This is a genomic window from Streptomyces sp. NPDC050085, assembly GCF_044460595.1.
Taxonomy (GTDB): domain Bacteria; phylum Actinomycetota; class Actinomycetes; order Streptomycetales; family Streptomycetaceae; genus Streptomyces.
On record NZ_JBITJZ010000002.1, the window covers coordinates 103,456 to 127,371 of the forward strand.

The 23,916-nt window shown below is 72.7% G+C and carries 21 protein-coding genes; 5 read left to right on the plus strand and 16 right to left on the minus strand.

Features of this window, described 5'->3' with window-relative positions; translation table 11 throughout:
- Positions 1-123 precede the first annotated feature (123 nt).
- From ACIBUY_RS08880 to ACIBUY_RS08890, 3 genes are read right to left on the minus strand one after another with little or no spacing between them, the layout of a single operon-like run.
- On the minus strand, positions 124-1,305 hold the full coding sequence (locus ACIBUY_RS08880; protein WP_399152219.1) for a carbohydrate kinase family protein: 1,182 nt from the start codon (positions 1,303-1,305) through the stop codon (positions 124-126).
- 57 nt (positions 1,306-1,362) lie between these two features.
- Positions 1,363-2,679: a glucarate dehydratase family protein gene (locus ACIBUY_RS08885; protein ID WP_399152220.1), complete on the minus strand. Its 1,317-nt coding sequence runs from the start codon at positions 2,677-2,679 to the stop codon at positions 1,363-1,365.
- Positions 2,676-3,638 carry a 5-dehydro-4-deoxyglucarate dehydratase gene (locus ACIBUY_RS08890; protein ID WP_399152221.1) on the minus strand — a complete coding sequence of 321 codons (963 nt, stop codon included), beginning with the start codon at positions 3,636-3,638 and terminating at the stop codon, positions 2,676-2,678. Before ACIBUY_RS08890 ends, ACIBUY_RS08885 begins: the two co-directional genes overlap by 4 nt.
- Before the next feature lie 118 nt (positions 3,639-3,756).
- On the opposite strand from ACIBUY_RS08890, the gene ACIBUY_RS08895 reads away from it, so the two are divergent.
- Positions 3,757-4,563 (plus strand): IclR family transcriptional regulator, encoded by an 807-nt coding sequence (locus ACIBUY_RS08895; protein WP_365577373.1) that lies wholly within the window; start codon positions 3,757-3,759, stop codon positions 4,561-4,563.
- Between the two features lie 219 nt (positions 4,564-4,782).
- Here the strand turns inward: ACIBUY_RS08895 and ACIBUY_RS08900 are convergent, their stop codons facing one another.
- Both ACIBUY_RS08900 and ACIBUY_RS08905 read right to left on the minus strand, forming a co-directional pair.
- Complete coding sequence (locus tag ACIBUY_RS08900) at positions 4,783-5,013, minus strand: helix-turn-helix transcriptional regulator (protein ID WP_365577375.1); 231 nt, start codon at positions 5,011-5,013, stop codon at positions 4,783-4,785.
- A complete protein-coding gene (locus ACIBUY_RS08905; protein WP_365577377.1) occupies positions 5,013-5,504 on the minus strand; it encodes a DUF2975 domain-containing protein in 492 nt (163 codons plus the stop codon). The genes ACIBUY_RS08900 and ACIBUY_RS08905 overlap by 1 nt, the downstream gene beginning before the upstream one ends.
- Positions 5,505-5,874: 370 nt before the next feature.
- Between ACIBUY_RS08905 and ACIBUY_RS08910 the strand changes: the two genes are divergently transcribed.
- A complete protein-coding gene (locus tag ACIBUY_RS08910; protein ID WP_399152519.1) occupies positions 5,875-7,203 on the plus strand; it encodes an MFS transporter in 1,329 nt (442 codons plus the stop codon).
- On the opposite strand, the gene ACIBUY_RS08915 is transcribed toward ACIBUY_RS08910, so the two are convergent.
- The 9 genes from ACIBUY_RS08915 to hrcA form a co-directional block, all read right to left on the minus strand.
- Complete coding sequence (locus ACIBUY_RS08915) at positions 7,164-8,186, minus strand: adenosine deaminase (protein WP_365577379.1); 1,023 nt, start codon at positions 8,184-8,186, stop codon at positions 7,164-7,166. The genes ACIBUY_RS08910 and ACIBUY_RS08915 overlap by 40 nt on opposite strands.
- A gap of 20 nt (positions 8,187-8,206) precedes the next feature.
- Positions 8,207-9,115, minus strand: coding sequence for a ribonuclease Z (locus ACIBUY_RS08920; RefSeq protein WP_399152222.1), 909 nt, complete (start codon positions 9,113-9,115; stop codon positions 8,207-8,209).
- A 34-nt stretch (positions 9,116-9,149) separates the two neighbouring features.
- The gene (locus ACIBUY_RS08925) at positions 9,150-9,503 is read right to left on the minus strand and encodes a histidine triad nucleotide-binding protein (RefSeq protein ID WP_365577383.1); all 354 of its coding nucleotides are present in this window, start codon (positions 9,501-9,503) and stop codon (positions 9,150-9,152) included.
- A gap of 165 nt (positions 9,504-9,668) precedes the next feature.
- Positions 9,669-12,899, minus strand: a complete 3,231-nt coding sequence (locus ACIBUY_RS08930) for a S41 family peptidase (protein WP_399152223.1) — start codon at positions 12,897-12,899, stop codon at positions 9,669-9,671.
- Between the two features lie 51 nt (positions 12,900-12,950).
- A complete protein-coding gene (locus ACIBUY_RS08935; RefSeq protein WP_365568440.1) occupies positions 12,951-13,451 on the minus strand; it encodes a hypothetical protein in 501 nt (166 codons plus the stop codon).
- A gap of 134 nt (positions 13,452-13,585) precedes the next feature.
- Positions 13,586-14,359, minus strand: a complete 774-nt coding sequence (locus tag ACIBUY_RS08940; protein WP_365568442.1) for a 16S rRNA (uracil(1498)-N(3))-methyltransferase — start codon at positions 14,357-14,359, stop codon at positions 13,586-13,588.
- On the minus strand, positions 14,356-15,477 hold the full coding sequence (locus tag ACIBUY_RS08945) for a nitronate monooxygenase (protein WP_365568445.1): 1,122 nt from the start codon (positions 15,475-15,477) through the stop codon (positions 14,356-14,358). The genes ACIBUY_RS08940 and ACIBUY_RS08945 overlap by 4 nt, the downstream gene beginning before the upstream one ends.
- A 178-nt stretch (positions 15,478-15,655) precedes the next feature.
- Positions 15,656-16,789, minus strand: coding sequence for a molecular chaperone DnaJ (dnaJ, locus tag ACIBUY_RS08950; RefSeq protein ID WP_365568448.1), 1,134 nt, complete (start codon positions 16,787-16,789; stop codon positions 15,656-15,658).
- Positions 16,790-17,806, minus strand: a complete 1,017-nt coding sequence (gene hrcA / locus ACIBUY_RS08955; protein ID WP_365568451.1) for a heat-inducible transcriptional repressor HrcA — start codon at positions 17,804-17,806, stop codon at positions 16,790-16,792.
- Positions 17,807-17,947: 141 nt separating this feature from the next.
- Between hrcA and ACIBUY_RS08960 the strand changes: the two genes are divergently transcribed.
- Together ACIBUY_RS08960 and ACIBUY_RS08965 are read left to right on the plus strand one after the other, a co-directional pair.
- Positions 17,948-18,697 (plus strand): MBL fold metallo-hydrolase, encoded by a 750-nt coding sequence (locus ACIBUY_RS08960; protein ID WP_399152224.1) that lies wholly within the window; start codon positions 17,948-17,950, stop codon positions 18,695-18,697.
- 34 nt (positions 18,698-18,731) lie between these two features.
- Positions 18,732-19,550: a DUF3097 domain-containing protein gene (locus ACIBUY_RS08965; protein WP_365568457.1), complete on the plus strand. Its 819-nt coding sequence runs from the start codon at positions 18,732-18,734 to the stop codon at positions 19,548-19,550.
- A gap of 56 nt (positions 19,551-19,606) precedes the next feature.
- Here ACIBUY_RS08965 and hemW read toward each other — a convergent pair whose 3' ends face one another.
- A complete protein-coding gene (gene hemW, locus ACIBUY_RS08970) occupies positions 19,607-20,839 on the minus strand; it encodes a radical SAM family heme chaperone HemW (RefSeq protein ID WP_365568460.1) in 1,233 nt (410 codons plus the stop codon).
- A gap of 27 nt (positions 20,840-20,866) precedes the next feature.
- Complete coding sequence (locus tag ACIBUY_RS08975; protein ID WP_399152520.1) at positions 20,867-22,777, minus strand: SpoIIE family protein phosphatase; 1,911 nt, start codon at positions 22,775-22,777, stop codon at positions 20,867-20,869.
- Positions 22,778-22,926: 149 nt separating this feature from the next.
- Between ACIBUY_RS08975 and ACIBUY_RS08980 the strand changes: the two genes are divergently transcribed.
- Positions 22,927-23,916: HAMP domain-containing protein (locus tag ACIBUY_RS08980; RefSeq protein WP_399152225.1), on the plus strand; the 990-nt coding region annotated here is incomplete at its 3' end.

Here is a 23,916-nt window from a genome sequence, read left to right on the forward strand (position 1 = left end):
CATCGGTGCGAGAAGTCATCGGTGCGAGAAGTCATCCGTGCAAGAACGTGCGCGATCTCGCCGATAATCGAGCGCGAAACGTCAACTGTCAATGATCCGGGGCGCGTTCAACAGAGCTACGGGCTACGCCGAACCCCCGAAGCCGATCGTCGGCACGGCCCGGCGCAGTGGCCACGGGCGGACCGCCTCCGGCAGCAGCGGCTCCAGGAAGGCGTAGCGTTCGAGCGCCGCCGGGTCCTGATCGTCGTAGGACCGCACCTGCCGCCACCACCCCGCGATCTCCGACCAGCCGGGCGCCGACAGCGAGCCGCCGAACTCCTGGACCGAGAGCGCCGCCGTGAGTCCGGCGAACGCGAGCCGGTCGGCGAGCGGCCAGCCCGCGAGTGTGCCGGTGACGAACCCGGCGACGAAGACGTCCCCCGCGCCGGTCGGGTCGAGGGCCGCGACCTCGATGGCCGGGACGGAGGCGGTCTCGCCGGTGCGGCCGTCGACGGCGTACGCGCCCTCGGCGCCGAGCGTGACCACGGCGACCGGGACGTGTTCGGCGAGGGCGTGCGCGGCGGCGCGCGGACAGGACGTGCCGGTGTAGCGCATGGCCTCCTCGGCGTTGGGCAGGAACGCCTCGCACTCACCGAGGTCGGGCAGCGCGGCCAGGTCCCAGCGGCCGGTGTCGTCCCAGCCGACGTCCGCGAAGATCCGGGTGCCCTTGCGCGCGGCCTCGCCGACCCAGGGCGCGTCGGCGCCCGGCGCGAGCGAGGCGACGGCGGCTCTCGCGCGCGGCGGGCAGCGCGGGGCGGGTTCCTGCGGCGGCGGCTCGTGGCCGTGGCTCACCATGGTGCGTTCGCCCTCGTACGCCATGGAGACGGTGACCGGGGAGTGCCAGCCGGGCACCTTGCGCGAGTGGCTCAGGTCGATGCCCTCGCCCTGTTCGAGGGTGTCCCAGCAGTACTCGCCGTAGTGGTCGTCGCCGAACGCGGCGGCCAGCGACGTGCGCAGGCCGAGCCGGGCGAGCGCCGCCGCCATGTTGGCGACGCCGCCGGGGCTCGACCCCATGCCGCGGGCCCAGGACTCGGTGCCGCGCACGGGCGCGCTGTCGAGCCCGGTGAAGACGATGTCGAGGAAGACGGTGCCGGTGAGGTACACGTCGCAGGCCGGGTCGCCGGGCGCGCGCAGCGCCGCGAGGGGGTCCGTGTGGGCATGGTCCTGGCGGGTGTCCTGGCGGGTGTGGTTCACGTCCTTGCTCCCTGCCGTGGTACGGGTCCGCACAGTGTGCACGAAGCGGGCCCGCACCACGGCCGGTGACATCCCCCGGTCACACGGCTGTCGTGTTCCACCGGTGCCGTCCGCCGGCAGTGCCGTCCGCTACCAGCGCGGCACCGCCGGGGTGACCCACTCCGGGTCGAGGGCGCGCATCGCGGCGGCGTCGTCGCGGTCGCGCAGCTGGGCGTTGCCCTCGTCGAGCCAGCGCTCGTGCAGCAACGCGAGCCTGTCGCGGTCGAGTTCGACGCCGAGGCCCGGCGCGTCGGAGACGGCGACCCGGCCGCCCTCGAAGGTGAGGCGCTCGGTGAGCACGTCCTCGGACTGCCACGGGTAGTGGGAGTCGCAGGCGTGGTGCAGGTTCGGGACGGTGGACGCGACGTGCGTCATCGCGGCGAGGCTGATCCCCAGGTGCGTGTTGGAGTGCATGGAGATGCCGACCCCGAACGTCCGGCAGATCGCGGCGAGTTGCTGCGTGTTGCGCAGTCCGCCCCAGTAGTGGTGGTCGGAGAGCACGACCTGGACGGCCCGCGCGCGGAACGCCTCCTCGATCTCCGCGAAGGTCGTCACGCACATGTTCGTGGCGAGCGGCACCCCGGTGCGCGCGGCGACCTCGGCCATGGCGGGCGTGCCGAGCGCGGGGTCCTCCAGGTATTCGAGTACGTCCCCGAGTTCGCCCGCGACCTTCAGCGAAGTCTCCACGGACCAGGCCCCGTTGGGGTCGAGGCGCAGCGGTTTGCCGGGGAAGGCCGCGGCGAGCGCCCTGATCGCGGCGATCTCCTCCTCCGGGTCAAAGCAGCCGCCCTTGAGCTTGAACGACTCGAAGCCGTACCGCTCGTGGAAGAGGCGGGCCTGCGCGACGACCCCGGCCGGGTCGAGCGCCGCGCCCCAGTCGTCCTTCTCGGAGGCGATTCCTTCAGGATGGTCCGCGTATTTGTAGAAGAGGTACGCGCTGTACTCGACGGAGTCGCGCAGCTTGCCGCCGAGCAGGGCGTGCACGGGAAGGCCGAGCGTCCTGCCGAGCGCGTCGAGGCAGGCCACCTCGAACCCGGAGACCACGGACAGGCGCAGCTTGTCGGCGGTCTGAACGCCGCGCAGACCGCCCACGTCGACCTGGCCGTCGACCCGGGCGTCGGCCACGGAGACCTCGCCGGCGACCACGAACAGGCCGTTGAGGTCGGACACGTGACGCCCGATCAGCTTCTCGGCGAACGGCCGCGCCAGTTCCAGGTACTTGGCGTCGCCGTACGTCTCGCCGATCCCGGTGACGCCGCCGGCCGTGACGACCTCGATGACCAGCCGGGGCGTGTACGGCTGGTGCAGGCCCTGTGTGTTGAGCAGCGGCGGGTCCGCGACGAGGATCGGCGTGAGGCGGACGTCGGTGACGGTCAGGCCTGCGGCTGCCGCTGCGGCTGCGGTCATCGGGCGGCTCCGGCAAGGGTGTTCCCGGAGACGCGCGAGACGAGGTCGAGCCCGGCGGCGAGCACCCGCTCCAGGTCGGCGAGGTCCCCCGGCGTCGGGTCGGCGAGGGGTGCGCGCACGGGCCCGACGGGGCGACCGCGCAGCCGGGCCGCGGCCTTGACGAGCGAGACGCCGTAGCCGGGCACGCGGTCGCGGATCTCGACGAAGGGGACGTAGAACTCCCGCAGTAGCCGGTCGACTCGGGCGTGGTCCGCGTCGCGCAGGGCGGTGAAGAACGCGTCGGCGATCTCGGGCGCGAAGGCGTGCACGGCCGAGGAGTACGCGGGCACGCCCACGGCGGCGTACGCGCGCGCCTGGATCTCCGCGGTCGCGGCCCCGTTGAAGAAGAGGAAGTCGTCGGGCGCGGCCAGCGTGAGGCGCTGGAGCCGGTCGAGGTCGCTGTGTCCGTCCTTGAGCCCGATGACGTTCGGCAGGGCGGCGACCTTCCTCAACGAGTCGACGGAGAAGGCGACTTGGTCGCGCTGGTAGACGATCAGCGGCAGCGGCGTCCGCGCCGCGATCTGCTCGACCTGCGCGACGAGCCCGCTCTGCGGTCCGCGCACGAGGTAGTGCGGCAGGACGAGCAGCGCGTCGGCCCCGGCCTCCTCGGCGATCCGCGCGAACCGGGCCGCCTGCGCCCAGCCGTACCCGACACCGGCCACGACGGGCACGCGTCCGGCCGCTTCCTCGACCGTGGCCGTGACGACGCGGCGGTACTCGTCCTCGTCGAGCGAGAAGAACTCGCCGGTGCCACAGGCCGGGAAGACGGCGCCGGGGGCGGACCCGATCTGCCCGGCCACGTAGGCGCGGTACGCGTCCAGGTCGAGTTCGCCGCTTGCTCCGAAGCTCGTGAGCGGGAACGACAGCACCCCTCGCGCCATCCCGTCCCGCAGCCGGGCCGCCACGTTCTGCTCCGCCATGCCATCTCCCCACGTAGACGCCATCCACATCTGTAGACAGAGGTTAGAGATGCGAACAGGTCTCGTCAACGCCGCCGCGGCACCCCGTGCCCCTCGCCCGGCGCATACGATCACCTCCATGTCGGAGCCCCACGCCCCCAGCGAAGCGCCCCGCGGCGTCCGCGAGGTGAAGTCCGCGGCCCGCACCGTCGAGCTGCTCGAAGTCCTCGCCGCCCGCGGCGACCGCCCGGCCCGCCTCCAGGAGCTCGCCGACGAGCTGGCCGTGCCGCGCAGCTCCATGTACGCGCTGCTGCAGACCCTCATCGCACGCGGCTGGGTCCGCACCGACGTCACCGGATCGCTCTACGGCATCGGCATCCACGCCCTGCTGACCGGCACCAGCTACCTCGATACCGACCCGCACGTACGCACCGCGCGCCCCTTCCTCGACGAGGCGTCCACGGCGCTCGGCGAGACGATCCACCTGGGCCGGCTCGACGGGTTCGACGTCGCCTATCTCGCCACCCGCGAGTCGCACGAGTACCTGCGCACCATCAGCCGCGTGGGGCGTCGCCTGCCCGCGTACGTCGGCGCGCTCGGCAAGGCACTGCTCGCCGAACGCCCGGACGCACAACTGCCGAAGGGCCCCTACGCCCGGGCGACCGTGAACACGCACACCACCCGCGAATCGCTCGCCGCCGACCTCGATGCGACCAGGGCCCGCGGGTACTCGATCGACCGCGAGGAGGGCGTGGCCGGCATCGTCGGCTTCGGCTTCGCCCTGCGCTACGCCGCTCCCGCACACGACGCGATCAGCTGCTCGGTGCCGGTCGCCCGGCTCACGCCCGAGCACGAGGAGCGGATCGTGGCGGTCATGCGCGAGACCCGCTCGAAGATCGAGACGGCGGCCCACCGAGGCGGCTCGGGCACGCCCGACTGGCGCTAGGGCGTGTCTTCAAACTCCCTCCCCAGCTAACGCTGGGAGGTGCCCCCAGCCTCACGACGTCTGGCACGCGCCCCCAAGCTCTCGAACAACCTCGAGCAGGGAGGTGCCCCCTTCGCCGCACCGGGCGCAGACCCAAGTACATCCAGTACGAGGGTCGGCACCCGGCACTCCCCCAGCCTTCGGCCGGGGGAGGGAGTTTGAAGACACGCCCTAGGTCCCCTATTCGCCGTCGGCCCCCTCGGCCTCCTCGGCCTCCCAGCGCAGCAGGTCGCCCGGCTGGCACTCGAGCACCTCGCAGAGCGCGGCGAGCGTCGCGAAGCGGACCGCCTTGGCGCGGCCGTTCTTGAGCACCGCCAGGTTGGCGGGGGTGATCCCCACGCGGTCCGCGAGTTCGCCCACGGACATCTTCCGCCTGGCCAGCATCACGTCGATGTCGACGGCGATCGGCATCAGATGACCTCGTCCAACTCGGCCCGCATCTGCGCCGCCTCGGCATCACGGGCGACGGCCTGGGCGAGCAGCATCCGCAGCACGAGCACGATGAGCGCGACCCCCAGGATGGCCAGGCCGATCCCGCCCATGATGAGGGTGACGCCCGGGTCGTCCCGCTGGCCGGGCGCGTTCAGGGCGGTGACGGCGAACCACACGAGGGCGGCGGCGACGATCGCGCCGATGATGCCGTCCACGTACCGGAAGGCGGCGTGGGAGAACACGGTTCCGCGTCGCACCATCGTGACCAGTCGCCCTACGCAGACCAGGGCGACCTGGGCCGCCCCGATGCCCAGGATCGTGACCACGCGCAACGCGGTCAGCGGCAGCGACCCGTCCTCCGGATCGTTCCCACTGACCAGCGCCCACACCATCAACGCCTGGACGAGCACGGTGCCGGCGAGCACCACCACGAGCACGGCACGCAGCGCGCGCACGGTCAGCTTCCCCATGACCCCTCTCCCCATCGAACAACGATGGGAATCTATCGAATCTCGATAGATGTCGCAAGAGCCGAGGCAACCCGATACCCGACCGAACCACCCCCAAACCAAACGTGCCGCAGGTCACACATCCCCGACTTCTGCGCGGCCCCTCCGGCTTGATACAAATTGGCCGCGCAGGCGTCCCCGGTTCGGTCCCGTTCGCAAAGACGCCACGCCCCCCCAACTCCCTTTCCTTACCACCCCCTTGCCCAAAACAGCGGCCAAGGCAGGGGGTCCGTCTCCAGGACTGCCCGTGTCTTCGCGCGCCCTCCCGTCTCCCACCACCGCCCTCAACAGGGGCCCTGCGGGCCGCACCTCCTTCTCGAAGCCCGCCCTCATAGCCCTCTTCACGGCCGGCTACCTCGCTGCCTATCTGCTGCCCACCGTCGTCGGCCGTCTCGCCGACAGCCTGCGGCTCTCACCCACCCAGGCCGGTCTGGCCGGCAGCGCACTGCTGCTGAGCTCGGCCACCGCGGGCTTCACGCTCGCGTCCCGCGTCGAACGCGTCGGCGCCCGCCGCGCCGCCCGCGCAGGACTCCTCCTCGCCGCCGTCGGCTACGGCACCGCGGCCCTGTCCGCCTCCATACCCCTGGTCGTCGCAGGTGCGATGCTCGGCGGCTTCGGCTCGGGCACGGCCACCGCCGTCGCCGCGACCGGCATCGCCGCGCAGAAGGACCCGCACCGCGCGTCCACGCTCGGCCTGCTCACCGTCTCCGCGCTCGCGGGCGCCCTCTATCTGACGATCCCCCGGATCAGCCCGAGCGGGCACGCCCTCCCCTTCGCCGCGCTCGCCGTCACGGCCCTCGCCGTGTGGCCCGCGACGAACCGCCTCTCCGACCCGGCGGGCCCGGACAACAGCGCGGCCCCGGCCCCCAAGTCCCCGCTCCCGTACGCCCGTTCAGGCCTCGTCCTGGCCACCGTGATCGTCTGCTGGTCCATGGCGCAGAACTCCCTGTGGGGCGTCAGCAGCCGCATCGGCACCGACCAGGCGGGACTGTCCGAGGTCGCCGTCGGCTCGGTCTTCGCGGTGGCGCTCGGCGCGGGCCTGCTCGGCGTGATCGGCGCGGGCGCGCTCGGCGCCCGGCTCGGCCGCGCCCTGCCGATCGGCGCGGGCACCGCCGCCATCGCCTGCTGCATCGCGCTCAGCGCCCGCGCGGACGGCCTCGCCACCTTCGCGACCGGCGAGATCGCCTGGAACACCCTGTACCCGGTGGTCCTGTCCTATCTGCTGGGCCTCGCCGCCTCGCTCGACCCGCGCGGCCGCTGGGCGGTCCTCGTCGGCTCGGCGTCGTCGCTGGGCACGGCGTGCGGCCCCCTGGTGGGCAGTTCGCTCTCGCAGTCGGTGGGCTTCCCGACGATGGGCGCGGCGCTCGCCGCCGCCCTGCTCCTGCTGGCGGTGCCGCTGACCGGGGTGGCCCTGCACACGGGTGGCCGCCCGCTGTTCGCGGCCGCGGCCCGGCGCCGCAGCGGCGCCCCGGTCGGCGCGTTCGTCCCGCCGACCGCGGTGCCCGAGCAGCCGGTCGTCGAGATCGAGGTGCCCGCCGGTGAACTCGGCCCGGTCCAGGCCGAGTTCACCACCCCCGAAGAAGCGCCCCTGCCCGTTCAGGAGCCCGTTCAGGAGCCCGCTCAGCCCTCGAAGTCGTACGCCTCGACCTCGGCGAGGTAGCGCGCCCGGCGCGCCTCGTCCTCCTCGCTGCCGTCCAGGAAGGACGCCACGAACGAGTTGCGGGCCAGCTCCCGCAGCCGTTCGTGGTCCAGGCCGAGCGCCTCGTGGACGGCGTGGAAGGTGTCGCCGACGTACCCGCCGAAGTACGAGGGATCGTCGGAGTTCACCGTGCACAGCAGCCCGGCGTCCAGCATCCGCGGCAGCGGGTGCTCCTCCAGGACGTCGATGGCGCGCAGCCGCACGTTGGACAGCGGGCACAGGGTCAGCGGGATGCGGTCCCGGACGAGCCGGGCGACCAGCTCCGGGTCCTCCAATGACCGCAGGCCGTGGTCGACGCGCTCGACACCCAGCACGTCCAGGGCCTCCCACACGTACGACGGGTCGCCCTCCTCCCCCGCGTGCGCGACCTTCCGCAGCCCCAGGGCGCCCGCGGCGTCGTACACGTCACGGAACTTCGAGGCGGGGTTGCCGACTTCGGCGGAGTCGAGCCCGACGCCGACGATGTGCTCCAGATACGGCTTCGCCGCCGCCAGCGTCTCCATCGCCGACTCGGCGGACTGGTCGCGCAGGAAGCACATGATGAGCTTGGTGGAGATGCCGTGCCGCTCCTCGCTGCGCCCGAGGGCGCGCGCCAGGCCGCGCACGACCGTCCCCATCTCCACACCGCGCGCCATGTGCGCCTGCGGGTCGAAGAAGATCTCGGCGTGCCGCACGCCCTGCTCGGCCGCGCGCTCCAGATACGCCTCGGCGAGCGCTTCGAAGTCGTCCTCGGTGATGAGCACGGCCATCAGCGAGTAGTAGAGGTCGAGGAACGACTGCAGGTCCTCGAAGAGATACGCCTTCCGCAGCGCCTCGGTGTCGGCGTACGGGAGCCGGAAGCCGTTGCGCTCGGCGAGGACGAAGGCCAGCTCCGGTTCGAGCGTGCCTTCGATGTGCAGGTGCAGCTCCGCCTTGGGGATGCGGGCAAGTGGTGCGAGGGACATCTGCGCATCGTACGCACGGATCATGTGCGCTTCGGCACCTGCACGCGGTCCAGGTCGCGGGCGACCGTCAGCTCCCCCTCGAATCCGGCGGCCCGCGCCTGCCGCGCGAACTCCTCCGGGTCGGTGTAGCGCTGGCTGAAGTGCGTGAGCACCAGGTGGCGCACGCCGCCGTCGCGGGCGACGCGGGCCGCCTGTCCGGCGGTCAAGTGCCCGTGATCGGCGGCCAGTTGACCGTCCTCGTCCAGAAAGGTCGACTCGATGACGAGCAGGTCGCACCCCTCGGCGAGGTCGGTGACCCCCGCGCACAGCCGGGTGTCCATCACGAACGCGACGCGCTGCCCGCGCCGCACCTCGCTGACGTCGTCGAGCGTCACGTCGCCAAGGCGTCCCTCGCGCTGCAGCCGCCCCACGTCGGGCCCGGCGATCCCGTGCTCGGCGAGCCGCTCGGGCAGCATCCGCCGCCCGTCGGGCTCGACCAGCCGGTAGCCGTACGACTCGACGGGGTGCGACAGCCTGCGCGCCTCGAGCCGGTACGCGGGCGTCTCGGCGAGCACGGCGCCGTCCCCGCTCACCGGCTCCTCGGCGATCTCGACGGTCTCCCGGTACGCGGTCGCGTACCGCAGCCGGTCGAAGAACCGCTGCCCGGACGCCGGATAGTGCGCCGTCACCGGATGCGGTACGCGGTCGAGGTTGATGCGCTGGATGACACCGGCGAGGCCCAGCGAGTGGTCGCCGTGGAAGTGCGTGACGCAGATCCGGTTCAGGTCGTGCGCGGCGACCCCGGCGCGCAGCATCTGCCGCTGGGTGCCCTCGCCGGGATCGAAGAGGATCCCCTCACTGTCCCAGCGCAGCAGGTAGCCGTTGTGGTTGCGGTGTCGGGTCGGCACCTGGCTTGCGGTGCCGAGCACGACGAATTCCCGTACGGACATGGGTGGTTGGCCGCTCGATCCGATCCGGCCCGGCTTAACCGGGGGGCCACTGCAGGCCGCGTCCGCCGAGGACGTGGGCGTGCGCGTGGAAGACGGTCTGGCCGGCGCCGCTGCCCGTGTTGAACACGAGCCGGTAGCTGTCCAGCTTCTCCTCCTTGGCCACTTCGCCCGCCTCGCGCAGCACGTCGGCGGCGATCTCCGGCTCCGCGGCGGCCAGCGAGGCGACGTCCGGATGGTGGACGCGGGGGATCACCAGGACGTGGGTCGGGGCCTGCGGGTTGATGTCGCGGAACGCCACGGTGGTCGGGGTCTCGCGCACCAGGGTGGCGGGCACGTCGCCCGCGACGATCTTGCAGAACAGGCAGTCCGCCTGGGGTTCGCCGGTCACGTGCGGGCTCCTTATGCGGGGTGTCTTGGTACGCGGCATCGTATCGATCAGGTCCGGTGGGCGACGCGGCGCGTCTGCCGGGTTGCTCATCGTCCGCGACTGACGGCCCGTGGGAACTGCGCGAGAAGCCCCACCGGCCCGCACTCGGCGGCTCAACCGGCGGAGCTACGGCGCATCCGGGATCGAAGGCGCAGCCTTCGCCGGGGTCTCCGCCAGCGACGCCAGCGCGATGCGTATCGCCTCGTCCAACTGCGGGTCACGGCCACAGGCCACGTCGTCCGGGGTCTCGACGACCTCCACGTCGGGATCGACCCCGTGGTTCTCGAGCCCCCAGTCGTAACCCTCCATCCAGGTCGCGTACTTGGGCTGCGTCACCAGCGTCCCGTCCACCAGGCGGTACCGGCTGTCGATGCCGATCACTCCGCCCCACGTACGCACCCCGACCACGGGCCCGATGCCGAGCGCCTTGATCGCCGCGTTGACGATGTCGCCGTCGGACCCGGAGAACTCGTTGGCGACGGCGACGACGGGACCCCGGGGCGCGTCCATCGGGTACGTGAAGGGGCGGCTGTCGCGCGGGACGTCCCAGCCGACGACCCGGCGGGCCAGCTTCTCCACGACGAGTTGCGACGTGTGCCCGCCCCGGTTCTCGCGGACGTCCACGACGAGCCCGTCCCGCGCCACCTCGACGCTGAGGTCGCGGTGGATCTGGGCCCAGCCGGGCGCCTGCATGTCGGGCACGTGGAGGTAGCCGAGCCGTCCGCCCGACCGTTCGTGGACGTACGCCCGCCGCTCCGCGACCCACGCGTGGTAGCGCAGCGGCTCCTCGTCGGCGAGCGGCACCACGACCACGTGCCGCACGTCACCGCCGCCGGCCGGGGAGACGGTCAGCTCGACGGGCTTGTCGGCGGTGCCGACGAGCAGCGGGCCCGGGCCCGTGACCGGGTCGACGGGCCGCCCGCCGATCGCCACGAGCGCGTCCCCGGCGCGCACCGCGACCCCGGGTGCGGCGAGCGGGGAGCGGGCGCGCGGGTCGGACGTCTCGGACGGCAGCACCCGATCGACACGCCAACTGCCGTCCTCGTGACGGGAGATGTCGGCCCCGAGCAGCCCGAGGGCGCGGGTCGCGGATCCGCCGCCGCGCGGCATCACGTACGCGTGGGACGTGCCGAGCTCCCCCTGCACCTCCCACAGCAGGTCGACCAGGTCGTCGTGCGTGGCGACCCGGTCGAGGACGGGCCGGTAGCGGTCCAACACCCCTTGCCAGTCGACGCCGTTCATGTCGGCGCGCCAGAAGTTGTCACGCATCAGGCGGCCGGTCTCGTCGTACATCTGCCGCCACTCGGCCGCCGGGTCGAGACTCTGGCGGATGCGGGAGAGGTCGACGGTGATGTTCGTGTCGCTGTCGTCGTCGTGCGCGGGCCGCCGGTCGCTGGGGACGACCTTGAGGACCTCGCCGGTCCACAGCAGGGCCCGCTTGCCGTCGCCGGAGACCTCGAAGTGGTCGGCGTCGCCGCCGAGTTCCTCGATGCGCTGCTGGACGAGGTCGTAGCGTTCGAGGCGGGTCTTCGGCTCGGGGTCGCCGCGCTCGGCACGCGAGTCGCCGAGCACGCCGGTCACCGGGTGCCGCAGCCACAGCACGCCGTCCTTGGCGGTGCGCAGCGTCGAGTAGCGGGCGGCCTCGACGGGGAACGGCACGATGCGGTCGACGAGCCCCTCCAGGTCGACGCGGGTGGCGGGCGCGCCCTCGCTGTCGGGCGTCTCGGCGCCCGGATTCTCGGGCGCGTCGAACGGCCGCCCGTGGCGCTGCGGCCCGAACGGGGACGGGGTCGTCGCGGCGAGCGTGATCAGATGCGGCCGGGCCCCGCCGACGAAGGCCAGGTCGAAGGAGTGCTCGTCGTAGACCGGGTCGAAGGAGCGCGCCGACAGGAACGCCAGGTGCTTGCCGTCGAGGGTGAACGCGGGCGCGTAGTCCCGGAACCGCAGCGGCGTCGCCTCGCTCACCGCCAGGTCGGCGGCGTTGGCGAGCTTGAGCTGGCGCAGCCCGTGCGGCCCGGGGTGCGACCAGGCGAGCCACGCCGAGTCGGGCGAGAAGGCGAGCCCGGTCGCGTGCCCGTCCTCGCTGCGGTCGACTTCGCGTACGTCGCCGCTGTCCCGCTCGACGAGGAGGATCCGCCCGTCGTGCGCGGCCACGGCGACCCGCCCGCCGTCGGGGGCGACGGCGAGCCCGAGGACGCGGCCCAGCCGTCCGCCGCCCAGCCTGCGCGGGGTCGCGCCGGGCGCGGCACCGGTGGCGGGCGCGAACTCGAGGGCGTCGTCGCCCTCCGCGTCGGTCACCCACACCACGTGTTCCTCGCCGTCGACGCGGAACGTGTGCGGGAGCCGGGCCCGCACCCCCGGCTCGGCGGCGAGCGCACGGGCGGGCCCGGCCCGGTGCGTCACCCAGTGCACGGCGCCGCGCACGGACACGGCGCTGCCACGTCCCGTGTGGTCGGGCGATCCGGCACCGAACCAGTGCCCGGCGTCGACGGGCCGCGGCTGCAGATCGACCCGCTGCCCGCCGAGCCGCACGTCGAGCCGCCGGGGCTCGGCGGCCTCCAGGTCGTCAACGACCCACAGTTCACCGGCACTTGCGTACACGACGCGCGTTCCGTCGGTGGCGGCGTGCCGTGCGTAGAAGCCGTCCAGGCCGGTGTGGCGCCGCAGCGCGGACCCGTCGGCGAGGGACGAGTACAGCGCGCCGACGCCCTCGTGGTCGGACAGGAACGCGACGCGCTCCCCGACCCACATCGGGTACTCCACGTTCCCGTCGAGCCCCGCGTGCAGCCGCGCGAACTCCCGGGCGCCTTCCGCGCCTTCCGCGCCTATGGAGGCGATCCACAACTTCCCCGCCGTACCGCCCCGGTACCGCTTCCACCACGCGGCCTCCCGTCCCATCGGCGCGGACAGCAGTACCACGCGGGAGTCGGGGCCGAAGGCGACGCCGCCGACCCGCCCGTACGGCAGGACCTCGGCGGGCCCGCCGTCCAGCGGCACGGCCCGGGCCCAGCTGCGGCGCAGCGACGCCTGCCCCTGCGTACTGGTGGCGAGGACCCGCCCGTCGGGCAGCCAGCCGCGCACGGTGGTGGTCCAACTCCCCCAGTACGTAAGGCGTTTGGCGGGTCCTCCGTCGACGGGTGCCAGGTGTACCTCGGGCGCGCCGTCGCGCCGCGAGGTCCACGCGACGTGCGTCCCGTCCGGGGAGATCCGGGGATGGCTGACCGGTATGTTGTCCGCGCTGACGCGCCAGGCGCGGCCGCCGTCGAGGGGCGCGGCCCACACGTCGTCCTCGGCGGTGAAGACCACCAACTCGCCGTACAGGTGCGGAAACCGGAGATACGCGGAAGCTGCGGGCATCGTCACCCCGCCACCCTAAATTTGCATCCCGCCCGGCGTCAGCCCCTCAGATCATTTCCCCGGCTGGGCCGTCACGGTCACGGTCACCGTCTTCGTGACGGTCGGGGTCCGCGGAGTGCGGTGCTCCTTCGGCTTCGGCGCAGGCTTGTCGTCGCTGCCGGGGGCCCGCGGCGTGGAGTCGGGGGTGGCACAGTTCCCGAGGACCTGAAGGTGGAACCAGACCTTGCCGTCGATCCGGGCGATGAAGCTCCCGCGCACACACCTGCCGGGCACGACGCCGTACGCCCACCCCTTGAGCGTGAGGTTCCGGCCCTCCTTGGCCTTCCCGCGGCAGTCGACGGTGACCTCGTCCGGCGTGGAACTGCCTTTCACCTCACGGCCGTTGCTGTACGAGGCGGTGCAACTCAGGGACTGCACGTTCGCATGCTGCCGGTTCAGCTCCACCGTGGCTTCGCGGTCGGTGGTGCTCGCCACGTTCGCCGGAGTCAGCTGCCCGTCGACCGGCTGACAGGCGACGCCCGCGGTGACGGCGGCGACCACCAACCCGCCCACGGCCAACGCCCGTTGTGCCCGTGACCCGCTGCCGGTGCGCCTCAATACCCCCATAAGCGACAGGGTCCCACCGACCGCGCCCCGCCGGTAGGCCTCTTTCGGCGCCTCGAGCACCGCTCAAGGCGCGGTCCGGGTCACCCCCAGCGCCCGGTGCGCCCCAGCAGCAGCGCGACCGCCGCCGTCCCCGCGGTGGACGTCCGCAGCACACTGCGCCCGAGCCGGAACACCCCGGCCCCGGCCGCCTCGAACACCTCGAGCTCCTCCGGCGACACCCCGCCCTCGGGCCCGACGACCAGCACGATCTCCCCGTCGGTGGGCAGCGGGGCGGAGGCCAGCGCGGCGCTCGGCGCGTCCCGGTCCTCGTGCAGGACGACCGCCAGATCGGCCCCGGCGAGCAGCGCCGCGACCTCCTTCGTGGACGCGGCGTCCGCGACCTCGGGGAACCGGACCCGGCGCGACTGCTTGCCCGCCTCGCGCGCGGTCGCCCGCCACTTGCCGAGCGCCTTCACGCCACGCTCGCCGCGCCACTGCGTGATGCAGCGCGACGCCGACCACGGCACGATCGCGTCGACCCCGGTCTCGGTCATCGTCTCGACGGCGAGCTCACCCCGGTCGCCCTTGGGCAGCGCCTGTACGACGGTGATCCGCGGCCGTTCCTCGGCCTCGACCCGCACGGGCCCGGCCTCGACGATCAGCCGGTCCTTGCCCTCGCTCCCGGCCACGACCGCCTCGCACCACGCGCCGCGCCCGTCGGTGAGCACCACGGCCTCCCCGGCGCGCAGCCGCTTCACGGAGACGGCATGCCGCCCTTCGGGCCCGTCCAGTACGTACGTACAGTCGCCCGGCACGCCACCCTTGACGCCCTCGACGCCCTCGGCCGCCTCGACAACGAACACCGGCGCCGTCACGCGGCACCCCGCTGCCCCAACGCGGCCTTGGCGGCGGCGAGTTCGGCAGCGAGCACCTCGACGAGCTGCCCGGCCGGCAGCTCCCGGGCGAGCCGGTGCCCCTGCCCCGCCCACAGCGCCATGGCCTGCGGGTCACCGGCCTTGGCCGCGGCCTTGCGCAGGGGCGACGTCATGTGGTGCACCTCCGGGTACGCGGCGGGCGCGTACGGCCCGTGCTCGCGCATGAACCGGTTGACGAGCCCGCGCGCGGGGCGCCCGGAGAACGCCCGGGTCAACTCGGTCCGGGTGAACAGCGGATCGGTCATGGCCCGCTTGTGCAGCGCGGGCGCACCGGACTCCGGGGTCACGAGGAACGCGGTGCCCAACTGCGCCAGATCGGCCCCGGCCGCCAGCACCGCGGCGACCTGCGCGCCCCGCATGATCCCGCCGGCGGCGATGATCGGCAGCGACACGACCTCGCGCACCTGGGCGATCAGCGCGAGCAGTCCCACGCCGCTGCCGTCGGCCTCGGGGTTGTCGCGGTGCGTGCCCTGGTGGCCGCCCGCCTCGATGCCCTGGACGCACACCGCGTCGGCGCCCGCCCACTGCGCGGCGAGGGCCTCCTCGACGGTGGTCACGGTGACGGCGGTGAGCGTGCCCACGCCGCGCAGCGAGTCGATCACCTCGCGGCTCGGGCACCCGAACGTAAAGGTCACCAACGGCACCGGATCGTCCACGAGAATGGCGAGCTTGGCGTCGAAATTGTCGTCGCGCCCGCTGTCGGGATCCCCCAGCGGCGTCTGGTACCAGCCGGCCTCCCCGGCGAGCTGGTGCCGGTAGACCTCGACACTGGCCGCAACAGAGTGCGCGGCGCGAGCCGCTCCAGTGGAGCCGGTGCTTGCACCGGGGTACTCGGCCTGCGGCATGAACAGATTGACGCCGAAGGGCCGCCCGGTCAGCCCGCGCACCTGCTTGATCTCCTGGTACATCCCGTCGGCGGTCTTGTACCCGGCAGCGAGAAACCCGAGCCCACCCGCCTCACACACGGCAGCCACGAGCGCGGGACTGGAAGCACCGCCCGCCATGGGGGCCTGCACGATCGGACAGGGACAGAGATCGCTCAGTGCGGAGGAGGACATACCGGCATCGTGCCATGTGCGGCCCGCACGTCCGAATCAGCGGTCGGCTATCAGGGGCGCGGGGAACTGCGCGACCAGCCACGACGAAACCAGCACTCGGCACCCCACAGACCGAGGCACCCCAATAGCCGCGAAAAGGGGCCCGGGGGAAACACCCCCGAGCCCCGAATTCACCGGCTCAACGCCCGTTGAACGCATCCTTCAACCGCGAGAACAACCCCTGCTGCCCCGGCTGAAACTGCCCGGTGGGCCGCTCCTCACCCCGCAGCGCCGCCAGCTCGCGCAGCAACCGCTCCTGCTCGGGGTCGAGCTTCTGCGGCGTCATCACCTCGACGTGCACGATCAGGTCGCCCCGGCCGCCGCCCCGCAGATGCGTGACGCCGCGCCCGTGCAGCGGCACCGACTGGCCCGATTGCGTGCCGGGCCGGATGTCGATCTCCTCGAGCCCGTCGAGCGTCTCCAGCGGCACCTTCGTACCGAGAGCGGCCGCGGTCATCGGGATGGTCACGGTGCAGTGCAGATCGTCGCCGCGCCGCTGGAAAACAGGATGCGGCAGCTCATGGATCTCGACGTACAGATCCCCGGCCGGACCGCCACCGGGCCCGACCTCGCCCTCGCCGGCGAGCTGGATCCGCGTCCCGTTGTCCACACCGGCCGGGATCTTCACGGTCAGCGTCCGCCGCGACCGGATGCGACCGTCACCGGCGCACTCCGGGCAGGGCGTCGGCACCACGGTCCCGAAGCCCTGACACTGCGGACACGGCCGCGAGGTCATGACCTGCCCGAGGAAGGACCGCGTGACCTGCGAAACCTCGCCCCGCCCGCGACACATGTCACAGGTCTGGGCGGAAGTCCCCGGCGCGGCACCTTCCCCACTACAGGTCGTACACACGACAGCGGTGTCGACCTGGATGTCCTTGGTGGTGCCGAAGGCGGCCTCGTCCAGCTCGACCTCGAGCCGGATCATGGCGTCCTGGCCGCGACGGGTCCTGGACCTCGGCCCACGCTGCGACGCCGTCCCGAAGAACGCGTCCATGATGTCCGAGAAGTTCCCGAACCCGCCCTGCCCGAAGCCGCCGGCCCCGCCGCCGGACTGCGACAGGGGGTCGCCCCCCAGGTCGTAGACCTGCTTCTTCTGCGGGTCGGAGAGGACCTCGTATGCGGCGTTGATCTCCTTGAAGCGCTCCTGAGTCTTCGGGTCCGGATTCACATCCGGGTGAAGCTCACGGGCCAGCCTCCGGAAGGCCTTCTTGATCTCGTCCTGGGAAGCGTCGCGGCGCACGCCGAGTACGGCGTAGTAGTCCGTGGCCACTTACGACTCCGCCAGGATCTGTCCGACGTAACGTGCCACTGCGCGTACTGCTCCCATCGTTCCCGGGTAATCCATGCGGGTCGGTCCGACCACGCCGAGCTTGGCGACTGCCTCGCCGCCCGAACCGTAGCCGACCGACACGACGGACGTGGAGTTGAGTCCCTCATGGGCGTTCTCGTGACCGATCCGTACGGCCATGCCCGAATCCCCCACCTCACCAAGCAACTTGAGGAGGACGACCTGCTCCTCGAGAGCCTCGAGGACGGGTCGGATGGTGAGGGGAAAGTCATGTCCGAAGCGGGTGAGATTGGCGGTGCCGCCGATCATCAGCCGTTCCTCGGATTCTTCGACGAGCGTCTCCAGCAGAGTGGAGAGCACCGTCGCGACCGTGCCGCGGTCCTCCGCTTCGAAGGCCTCCGGCAGATCCTGCACCAGCTGCGGCACGTCGGCGAAGCGACGGCCCGCGACGCGGCTGTTGAGCCGGGCCCGCAGGTCCGCCAGGGACGATTCGCCGAACGGCGCCGGGCAGTCGATCATCCGCTGCTCCACGCGCCCGGTGTCCGTGATCAGTACGAGCATCAGACGGGCGGGCGCGAGCGACAACAGCTCGCAGTGGCGCACGGTGGAGCGGGTCAGGGACGGGTACTGCACGACCGCGACCTGCCGCGTCAGCTGCGCGAGCAGCCGCACGGTCCGGCCGACGACGTCGTCCAGGTCGACGGCGCCCTCCAGGAAGTTCTGCACGGCGCGCCGCTCCGGCGCCGTCATCGGCTTCACCGCGGTGAGCTTGTCGACGAAGAGGCGGTACCCCTTGTCGGTGGGGATGCGCCCGGCGCTGGTGTGCGGCTGGGCGATGAACCCCTCGTCCTCCAGGGCCGCCATGTCGTTGCGCACGGTCGCCGGCGAGACGCCGAGACTGTGCCGCTCGGTCAGCGCCTTGGAACCGACCGGCTCCTCGGTGCCGACGTAGTCCTGGACGATGGCGCGCAGCACTTCGAGCCTGCGTTCACTGAGCACGGGCGCACACCTCCAGCGTCTTCCTGTCCGGCACCTGCTGTCCGGCACCTGATTGGCACTCGCTGCGGGTGAGTGCCAGTCGTCCCCGGCTCAGTGTACGGCCGACGGGTACGGCCCCGGCAAGGGCGCTAGCGTCGACACATGCACGGCATCGACTGGAAGTCCACGGGATGGGAAGAGCTGGCACCGCACGTGGGGCGGGTCCGGCTGCCCGGCTGGGACTGCACGACCGGCCTCGTCGTCGGCGACGGCGCCGCCCTGCTGATCGACACCGGATCCACACTGCGTGAAGGCTCCCGGCTGCGCACGGACGCCCAGCGCCTCCTCGGACCACACGCGCGAGTGACCCATGTCGCACTGACCCACCCGCACTTCGACCACGTCCTCGGCACCGCCGCGTTCTCGGGCGTCGAGGTCTACGGGGCCGCGGGCATCGACACCGTCTTCGCGACCGGCGCCGACGAACTCCGCGTCGACGCGGAACGTCAGGGCGTCGACCCGGACGCGGCCGCCGAGGCCGTCGACACCCTGGTCACACCGCGCCACCGGGTCTGCGGGGAGTGGACGCTCGACCTGGGCGACGGCCTGCAGGTGCTCCTCGCGAACGTCGGCCCGGGCCACACGGGCCACGACCTCGCGGTCCTCGTCCCCGGCGTCCCCGGCGTCCCCGGCACCCGGGAGATCGTCTTCTGCGGCGACCTGGTCGAGGAGTCGGGCGAACCCCAGGCGGGCCCGGACGCGGCCCCGCACCACTGGCCGGCCGCGCTCGACCGCCTCCTGGACCTGGGCGGCGAGGACGCGGTCTACGTCCCCGGGCACGGTTCGGTGGTGAATGCGGCGTTCGTCCGCGAGCAGCGCGCCACACTGGCGTCACGTTTCGGCGTGTCGTAGCCGGGACCTGCGCGCTTCTCCTATCGTCGGCCGAATGCGCCAGTACAGCCCCGATCTGACTCCCCCGTGGAAGCGGAACAAGCCGGCCCCCGAGGTCCCGGCGGACCAGGACCTCGTTGTCGAGGAGGTCACTACGGGCTTCTGCGGAGCGGTGGTTCGCGTCGAGAAGACGGCGCAGGGCCCGACAGTGACCCTGGAGGACCGCTTCGGCAAGCTCCGGGTCTTCCCCATGGAGCCGCGCGGCTTCCTCCTCGAAGGCAAGCCCGTCACCCTCGTACGCCCTTCAGCGGGCGGCCCCGCCCGGCCGACCCGCACCGCGTCGGGCTCGGTGGCGGTCCCCGGCGCCCGCGCCCGCGTGGCCCGGGCCGGCCGCATCTACGTAGAGGGAAAGCACGACGCCGAACTCATCGAGCGGGTCTGGGGCGACGACCTGCGCATCGAGGGCGTCGCGGTCGAGTTCCTCGAGGGCGTCGACGACCTCCCGGCGATCGTGTCCGAGTTCGCGCCGGGCCCCGACGCACGCCTCGGCGTCCTGGTCGACCACCTGGTCCCCGGCACCAAGGAATGGAAGATCGCGCAGTCGGTGACGAGCGCACACGCCCTGGTCGTCGGCCACCCGTACATCGACATCTGGGAGGCGGTGAAGCCGTCCTCGGTGGGCATCGACGCCTGGCCCCGCATCCCGCACGGCCAGGACTGGAAGACGGGCGTGTGCCGCGCACTCGGCTGGCGAGTGGCGAACACGGGCGAGGCCTGGCAGCACATCCTGTCCCGGGTCCACACGTACAAGGACCTGGAGCCGGAACTCCTGGGCAGGGTGGAGGAATTGATCGACTTCGTGACGGCCCCGTAAGGGACGCGGGGCTGTGCCGATATGCGGCTCCGCCGCGTGGGCGCGAGCAGGCGAACTCAGTCGACCAGGTCCCGCACAACCCCGTCCGCCAACAACCGCCCCCGCAGGGTCAGCACAGCCCGCCCCGCGTCGAACGCCGCCCCCTCCAACAACCCACCCGCGACAGCCTTCCGGGCCGCCGCCAGCCCCGCGGGCTTCAGCAACGACACGGGACACCCGTCCTTCAACCGCAGCTCCAACAGGATCCGCTCGACCCGCCGGTCCTCATCGGCGAGAACCTCCCGCCCGGCCCCGGGCGACTTCCCCGCGGCCAGCGCCCCCGCATACGCCCCGGGATGCTTCACGTTCCACCACCGCACCCCGCCCACGTGCGAGTGCGCCCCGGGCCCGGCCCCCCACCAGTCGGCCCCCCGCCAGTACAACTCGTTGTGCAGACACCGGCCCGCCTCGGACGTGGCCCAGTTCGACACCTCGTACCAGTCGAACCCGGCCCCCGACAGCACCTCGTCCGCGATCAGGTACCGGTCGGCGTGCACGTCGTCGTCGGTCATCGGCACCTCGCCACGGCGGATCCGCCGAGCGAGCTGCGTCCCCTCCTCGACGATCAGCGCGTACGCGGAGACGTGGTCGGGCCCGGCCCCGATGGCCGCGTCCAGGGACGCCCGCCAGTCCTCGTCCGTCTCCCCCGGCGTGCCGTAGATCAGGTCGAGGTTCACGTGCTCGAACCCGGCGGCCCGCGCCTCGGCGACGCACGCCTCTGGCCGCCCGGGCGTGTGCGTACGGTCGAGGACCTTCAGTACGTGCTGTCGCGCGCTCTGCATCCCGAACGAGACGCGATTGAAGCCGCCGGCCCGCAGCTCGGCCAGGTACGCCGGATCCACGGACTCCGGGTTCGCCTCCGTCGTCACCTCCGCGTCCTCGGCCAGGCCGAACTCGTCGCGGATCGCCGTCAGCATGCGTACGAGATCGGAGGCGGCCAGCAGCGTCGGCGTACCGCCCCCGACGAAGACGGTCCGCACGGGCCGGGGGTCGTCCCCGAGCACCTTGCGGGCCAGGCGCACCTCTTCGACCAGCGTGTCCGCGTAGTTGTCACGGGAGGCGAGGACGCCTCCGGTACCGCGCAGCTCGGTCGCCGTGTAGGTGTTGAAGTCGCAGTACCCGCAGCGCGTGGCGCAGTACGGGACGTGGAGGTAGAAGCCGAGGGGACGCGACGCGGCGTCGGCCAGGGCCGCGGCGGGCAGGGAACCGTCGGCGGGGACGGGCTCGCCGTCGGGGAGTGCGGAAGGCATGCCCCCATTGTCCAGCCTCCCCGGGGTTCACTGGGCCTGCAGCACCAGCAGGGCGAGGTCGTCGTCCGGCGGGCTGTCCGCGAAGGCGTGCACCAGGCGCCGGATCCGCTCGGCGAGCAGCGGCGCGGTGAGCCCCGCGCACCCGGCGAGGGCCTGGGTGAGCCCGTCGCCGTCGTCGAACTGGTGGTGCCCGCGGCGCCGCTCGGTCACCCCGTCGGTGACGCACAGGAGCGTGTCCCCGGTGTGCAGCTCGAACGTTTCGCTCGTGTAGTCGGGGTCGTCGACCACTCCGAGCAGCACCTGCGGGACGGCCGCCGGGGCGACCTGCCCGTCGGGCCGCATCAGCAGGGGCAGCGGGTGCCCGGCGGAGGCGAGCGTGCAGTACATGCCGCTGCCGTCCTCGGCCGGGATCAGCTCCCCGTACAGGAGTGAGAGGAAGCGGGAGGCGGAGCCCTCGGGCGGGATGCCCTGGCCGCCGGCCGCGGCGAGCGCGCGGGCGGCGGCGTCGGCGGCCTCGGTGGCGTCGTCGAGCAGCAGCCGGTTGAGCCGGTCCAGGACCTGGGCGACCGGATAGCCCTCGCGGGCGAGCAGGCGCAGCCAGGGCCGGGCGAGCCCGATGACGACGGCCGCCTCGGGTCCCTTGCCCTGGACGTCGCCGAGCGCGAAGCACCAGCGGCCGTCGCCCGCGGGGAAGACGTCGTAGAAGTCGCCGCCGGGGCCGCCCTGTTCCTTGGGCTCGTAGACGAGGGCGCTCTTGACGCCGGGGATCTCGGCGATGGACGTGGGCAGCAGGCCGCGCTGCAGGATGCGGCTGATGGTGGCCTGCCGGGTGAAGCGGCGGGCCGCGCTGACGGCGAGCGCGACCCGGCGGCTGAAGTCCTCGACGAGCCCGTTGATCTCGTCGGGGAAGCGGAGCAGCCCGGCGCGCCCGATGAGCAGGGTGCCGAGGGTGCGGCCGCCGGCGGACAGCGGGTAGGCGAGCGCGGATCCGGAGTCCTCCAGGGCGGCGCCGCCCCGCGTTTCGAAGGGCCAGGGCACGGGGACGGCCCCGGTGCGCACGGAGTCGGGCAGCTGTGGCGGCTCCTTCTCCAGGATCCGGCGCAGCTCCTCGGTGCGGGCCTCGTGCATGTGCCAGACGCGGGCCAGGCGCGGCGCGGGCATGGGGTCCGCCCCGCGCAGGTCGTACGCGGCGGTGCCGGGCAGGCTCCGGCCCTCCTCGTCGTGGAACCAGATCGCGCACCAGTCGGCGAGCCGCGGCACCAGGAGCTGGCCGACGAGCGCGGCGACCATGTCCTCGTCGAGCTGGCCCGCGAGCAGGTCGGAGGCCTCGGCGAGGAAGGAGAGCGCGCCGCGGTTGATCCAGTCCTGGTCGTGCGGCAGGCGTCTGGGCACGGGCGCGAGGATTTCGGCGGCGCGCAGGCCGCGCTCCAGGGCGCGTACGGAGGAGTCGATGTCGGGGGCGGCCGGCACCTCCTCGACGTCCTCGGTGCGCAGCCGGGCCCAGACGGTCTTGGTGCCGGGCCGGTAGGTGATGCCCCACGACTCGGCGAGGGACGCGACGAGTTGGAGGCCGCGGCCGTACTCGGGGGTCTCGGTCGAGCGGGGTGCCCGGTCGTTGCGCACGGCGCGGGACGGGTGGTGATCGGTGACCTCGATGACGAGTCCGGCGGGGGTGCCGTCGGCGGCGGCCCCGTCCATGCGGCACAGCAGGTCGACGCTGGTGCCCGCGTGCACCACGGCGTTCGTGACGAGCTCGCTCAGGATGACGACCGCGTCGTCGGTGAGCCGGTCGCTGAGGACGGTCGCGACCGGCAGTCCCTGCTCGGTCCAGTCGGCGAACGCGGCGCGCACGAAGCGGCGGGCGGCAGCGGGCGCGAGCGGGTTACCGGGAAGAGAGGTACGTACGAGAACGCATCCCTCGTGCGGCTGTTCCGGCATATGCGCGCCACTGAAGGTGGTCTCCCGCTGAATAGGAATGGACCGCACGTTCGGCTCCTGAGCAGTTCGGGCAAAGACGCCTCAGGCGACACGCACAGAGTGACAGACTGACCACGCCCATAAGCGCCGAGTTACCGAAGTGGGCCGCCATGAGTGAAAACAGTGCTATGCGTGTGCATCACAACGGACTGGAGGGCGACGTCATCCGGCCGCCCGACCTCCGCCCGCTGCTGGCCGCGATGACCTCTGCCCGCGACGGGAACTTCGCCCGCCTCCCGGACGTCGGCGAAGGAATGGTGGGCGAGCTGGCGGCGGTCTTCAACCAGCTCATCGACCGCAGCATCCACTACAACATGGAACTGACGCGCGTGCGCCGGGAGATCGTCCGGCACGGCCGGCTCGACGAGCGGCTCGAGGCGAGCCCGGGCCAGGGCGGATGGGCCACCCGCGTCCACGACGTCAACACCATCATCGGCGCCCTGGTCGCCCCGGCGGCCAACGCGACGCGCGTGCTCGACGCGGTCGCGGGCGGCGATCTGACGCAGCGCGTCGACCTGCACGACGGCAACCGCCAACTCCGGGGCGATTTGCGCCGGTTGGGCCGCGCCGTCAACACGATGGTGGACCAGCTGTCCCTCTTCACGGGCGAAGTGACCCGGGTGGCCCGCGAGGTCGGCACCGAGGGCCGCCTCGGCGGTCGCGCCAAGGCGCAGGGCCTGTCGGGCAGTTGGCGCGACGTGACGGAAGCGGTCAACACGATGGCCTCGCGCCTCACCGCGCAGGTGCGGGACATCGCCCTGGTGACGACGGCGGTGGCCCGGGGCGACCTGACGCGCACGGTCACGATCGAGGCGACCGGCGAGCTGCTCGAGCTGAAGCTGACCGTGAACACGATGGTCGACCAGCTCTCCGCCTTCGCCGACGAGGTCACCCGCGTCGCCCGCGAGGTCGGCACCGAAGGCCAACTCGGCGGCCGCGCCCAGGTCCGCGGCGTCTCCGGCGTCTGGAAGGACCTCACCGACAACGTCAACTTCATGGCGTCGAACCTGACCTCCCAGGTCCGCAACATCGCGCAGGTCACCACGGCCGTGGCCAACGGCGACCTGAGTCAGAAGATCACCGTCGACGCGCAGGGCGAG

What these genes read in the sequence shown, in the direction of transcription:
- ACIBUY_RS08880 (WP_399152219.1), bottom strand. Translation starts at nt 1,305, where the DNA reads ATGTCACCGGCCGTGGTGCGGGCCCGCTTCGTGCACACTGTGCGGACC.
- ACIBUY_RS08885 (WP_399152220.1), bottom strand. Translation starts at nt 2,679, where the DNA reads ATGACCGCAGCCGCAGCGGCAGCCGCAGGCCTGACCGTCACCGACGTC.
- ACIBUY_RS08890 (WP_399152221.1), bottom strand. Translation starts at nt 3,638, where the DNA reads ATGGCGGAGCAGAACGTGGCGGCCCGGCTGCGGGACGGGATGGCGCGA.
- ACIBUY_RS08895 (WP_365577373.1), top strand. Translation starts at nt 3,757, where the DNA reads ATGTCGGAGCCCCACGCCCCCAGCGAAGCGCCCCGCGGCGTCCGCGAG.
- ACIBUY_RS08900 (WP_365577375.1), bottom strand. Translation starts at nt 5,013, where the DNA reads ATGCCGATCGCCGTCGACATCGACGTGATGCTGGCCAGGCGGAAGATG.
- ACIBUY_RS08905 (WP_365577377.1), bottom strand. Translation starts at nt 5,504, where the DNA reads ATGGGGAAGCTGACCGTGCGCGCGCTGCGTGCCGTGCTCGTGGTGGTG.
- ACIBUY_RS08915 (WP_365577379.1), bottom strand. Translation starts at nt 8,186, where the DNA reads ATGTCCCTCGCACCACTTGCCCGCATCCCCAAGGCGGAGCTGCACCTG.
- ACIBUY_RS08920 (WP_399152222.1), bottom strand. Translation starts at nt 9,115, where the DNA reads ATGTCCGTACGGGAATTCGTCGTGCTCGGCACCGCAAGCCAGGTGCCG.
- ACIBUY_RS08930 (WP_399152223.1), bottom strand. Translation starts at nt 12,899, where the DNA reads ATGCCCGCAGCTTCCGCGTATCTCCGGTTTCCGCACCTGTACGGCGAG.
- ACIBUY_RS08945 (WP_365568445.1), bottom strand. Translation starts at nt 15,477, where the DNA reads ATGTCCTCCTCCGCACTGAGCGATCTCTGTCCCTGTCCGATCGTGCAG.
- ACIBUY_RS08960 (WP_399152224.1), top strand. Translation starts at nt 17,948, where the DNA reads ATGCACGGCATCGACTGGAAGTCCACGGGATGGGAAGAGCTGGCACCG.
- ACIBUY_RS08965 (WP_365568457.1), top strand. Translation starts at nt 18,732, where the DNA reads ATGCGCCAGTACAGCCCCGATCTGACTCCCCCGTGGAAGCGGAACAAG.
- hemW (WP_365568460.1), bottom strand. Translation starts at nt 20,839, where the DNA reads ATGCCTTCCGCACTCCCCGACGGCGAGCCCGTCCCCGCCGACGGTTCC.
- ACIBUY_RS08975 (WP_399152520.1), bottom strand. Translation starts at nt 22,777, where the DNA reads ATGCCGGAACAGCCGCACGAGGGATGCGTTCTCGTACGTACCTCTCTT.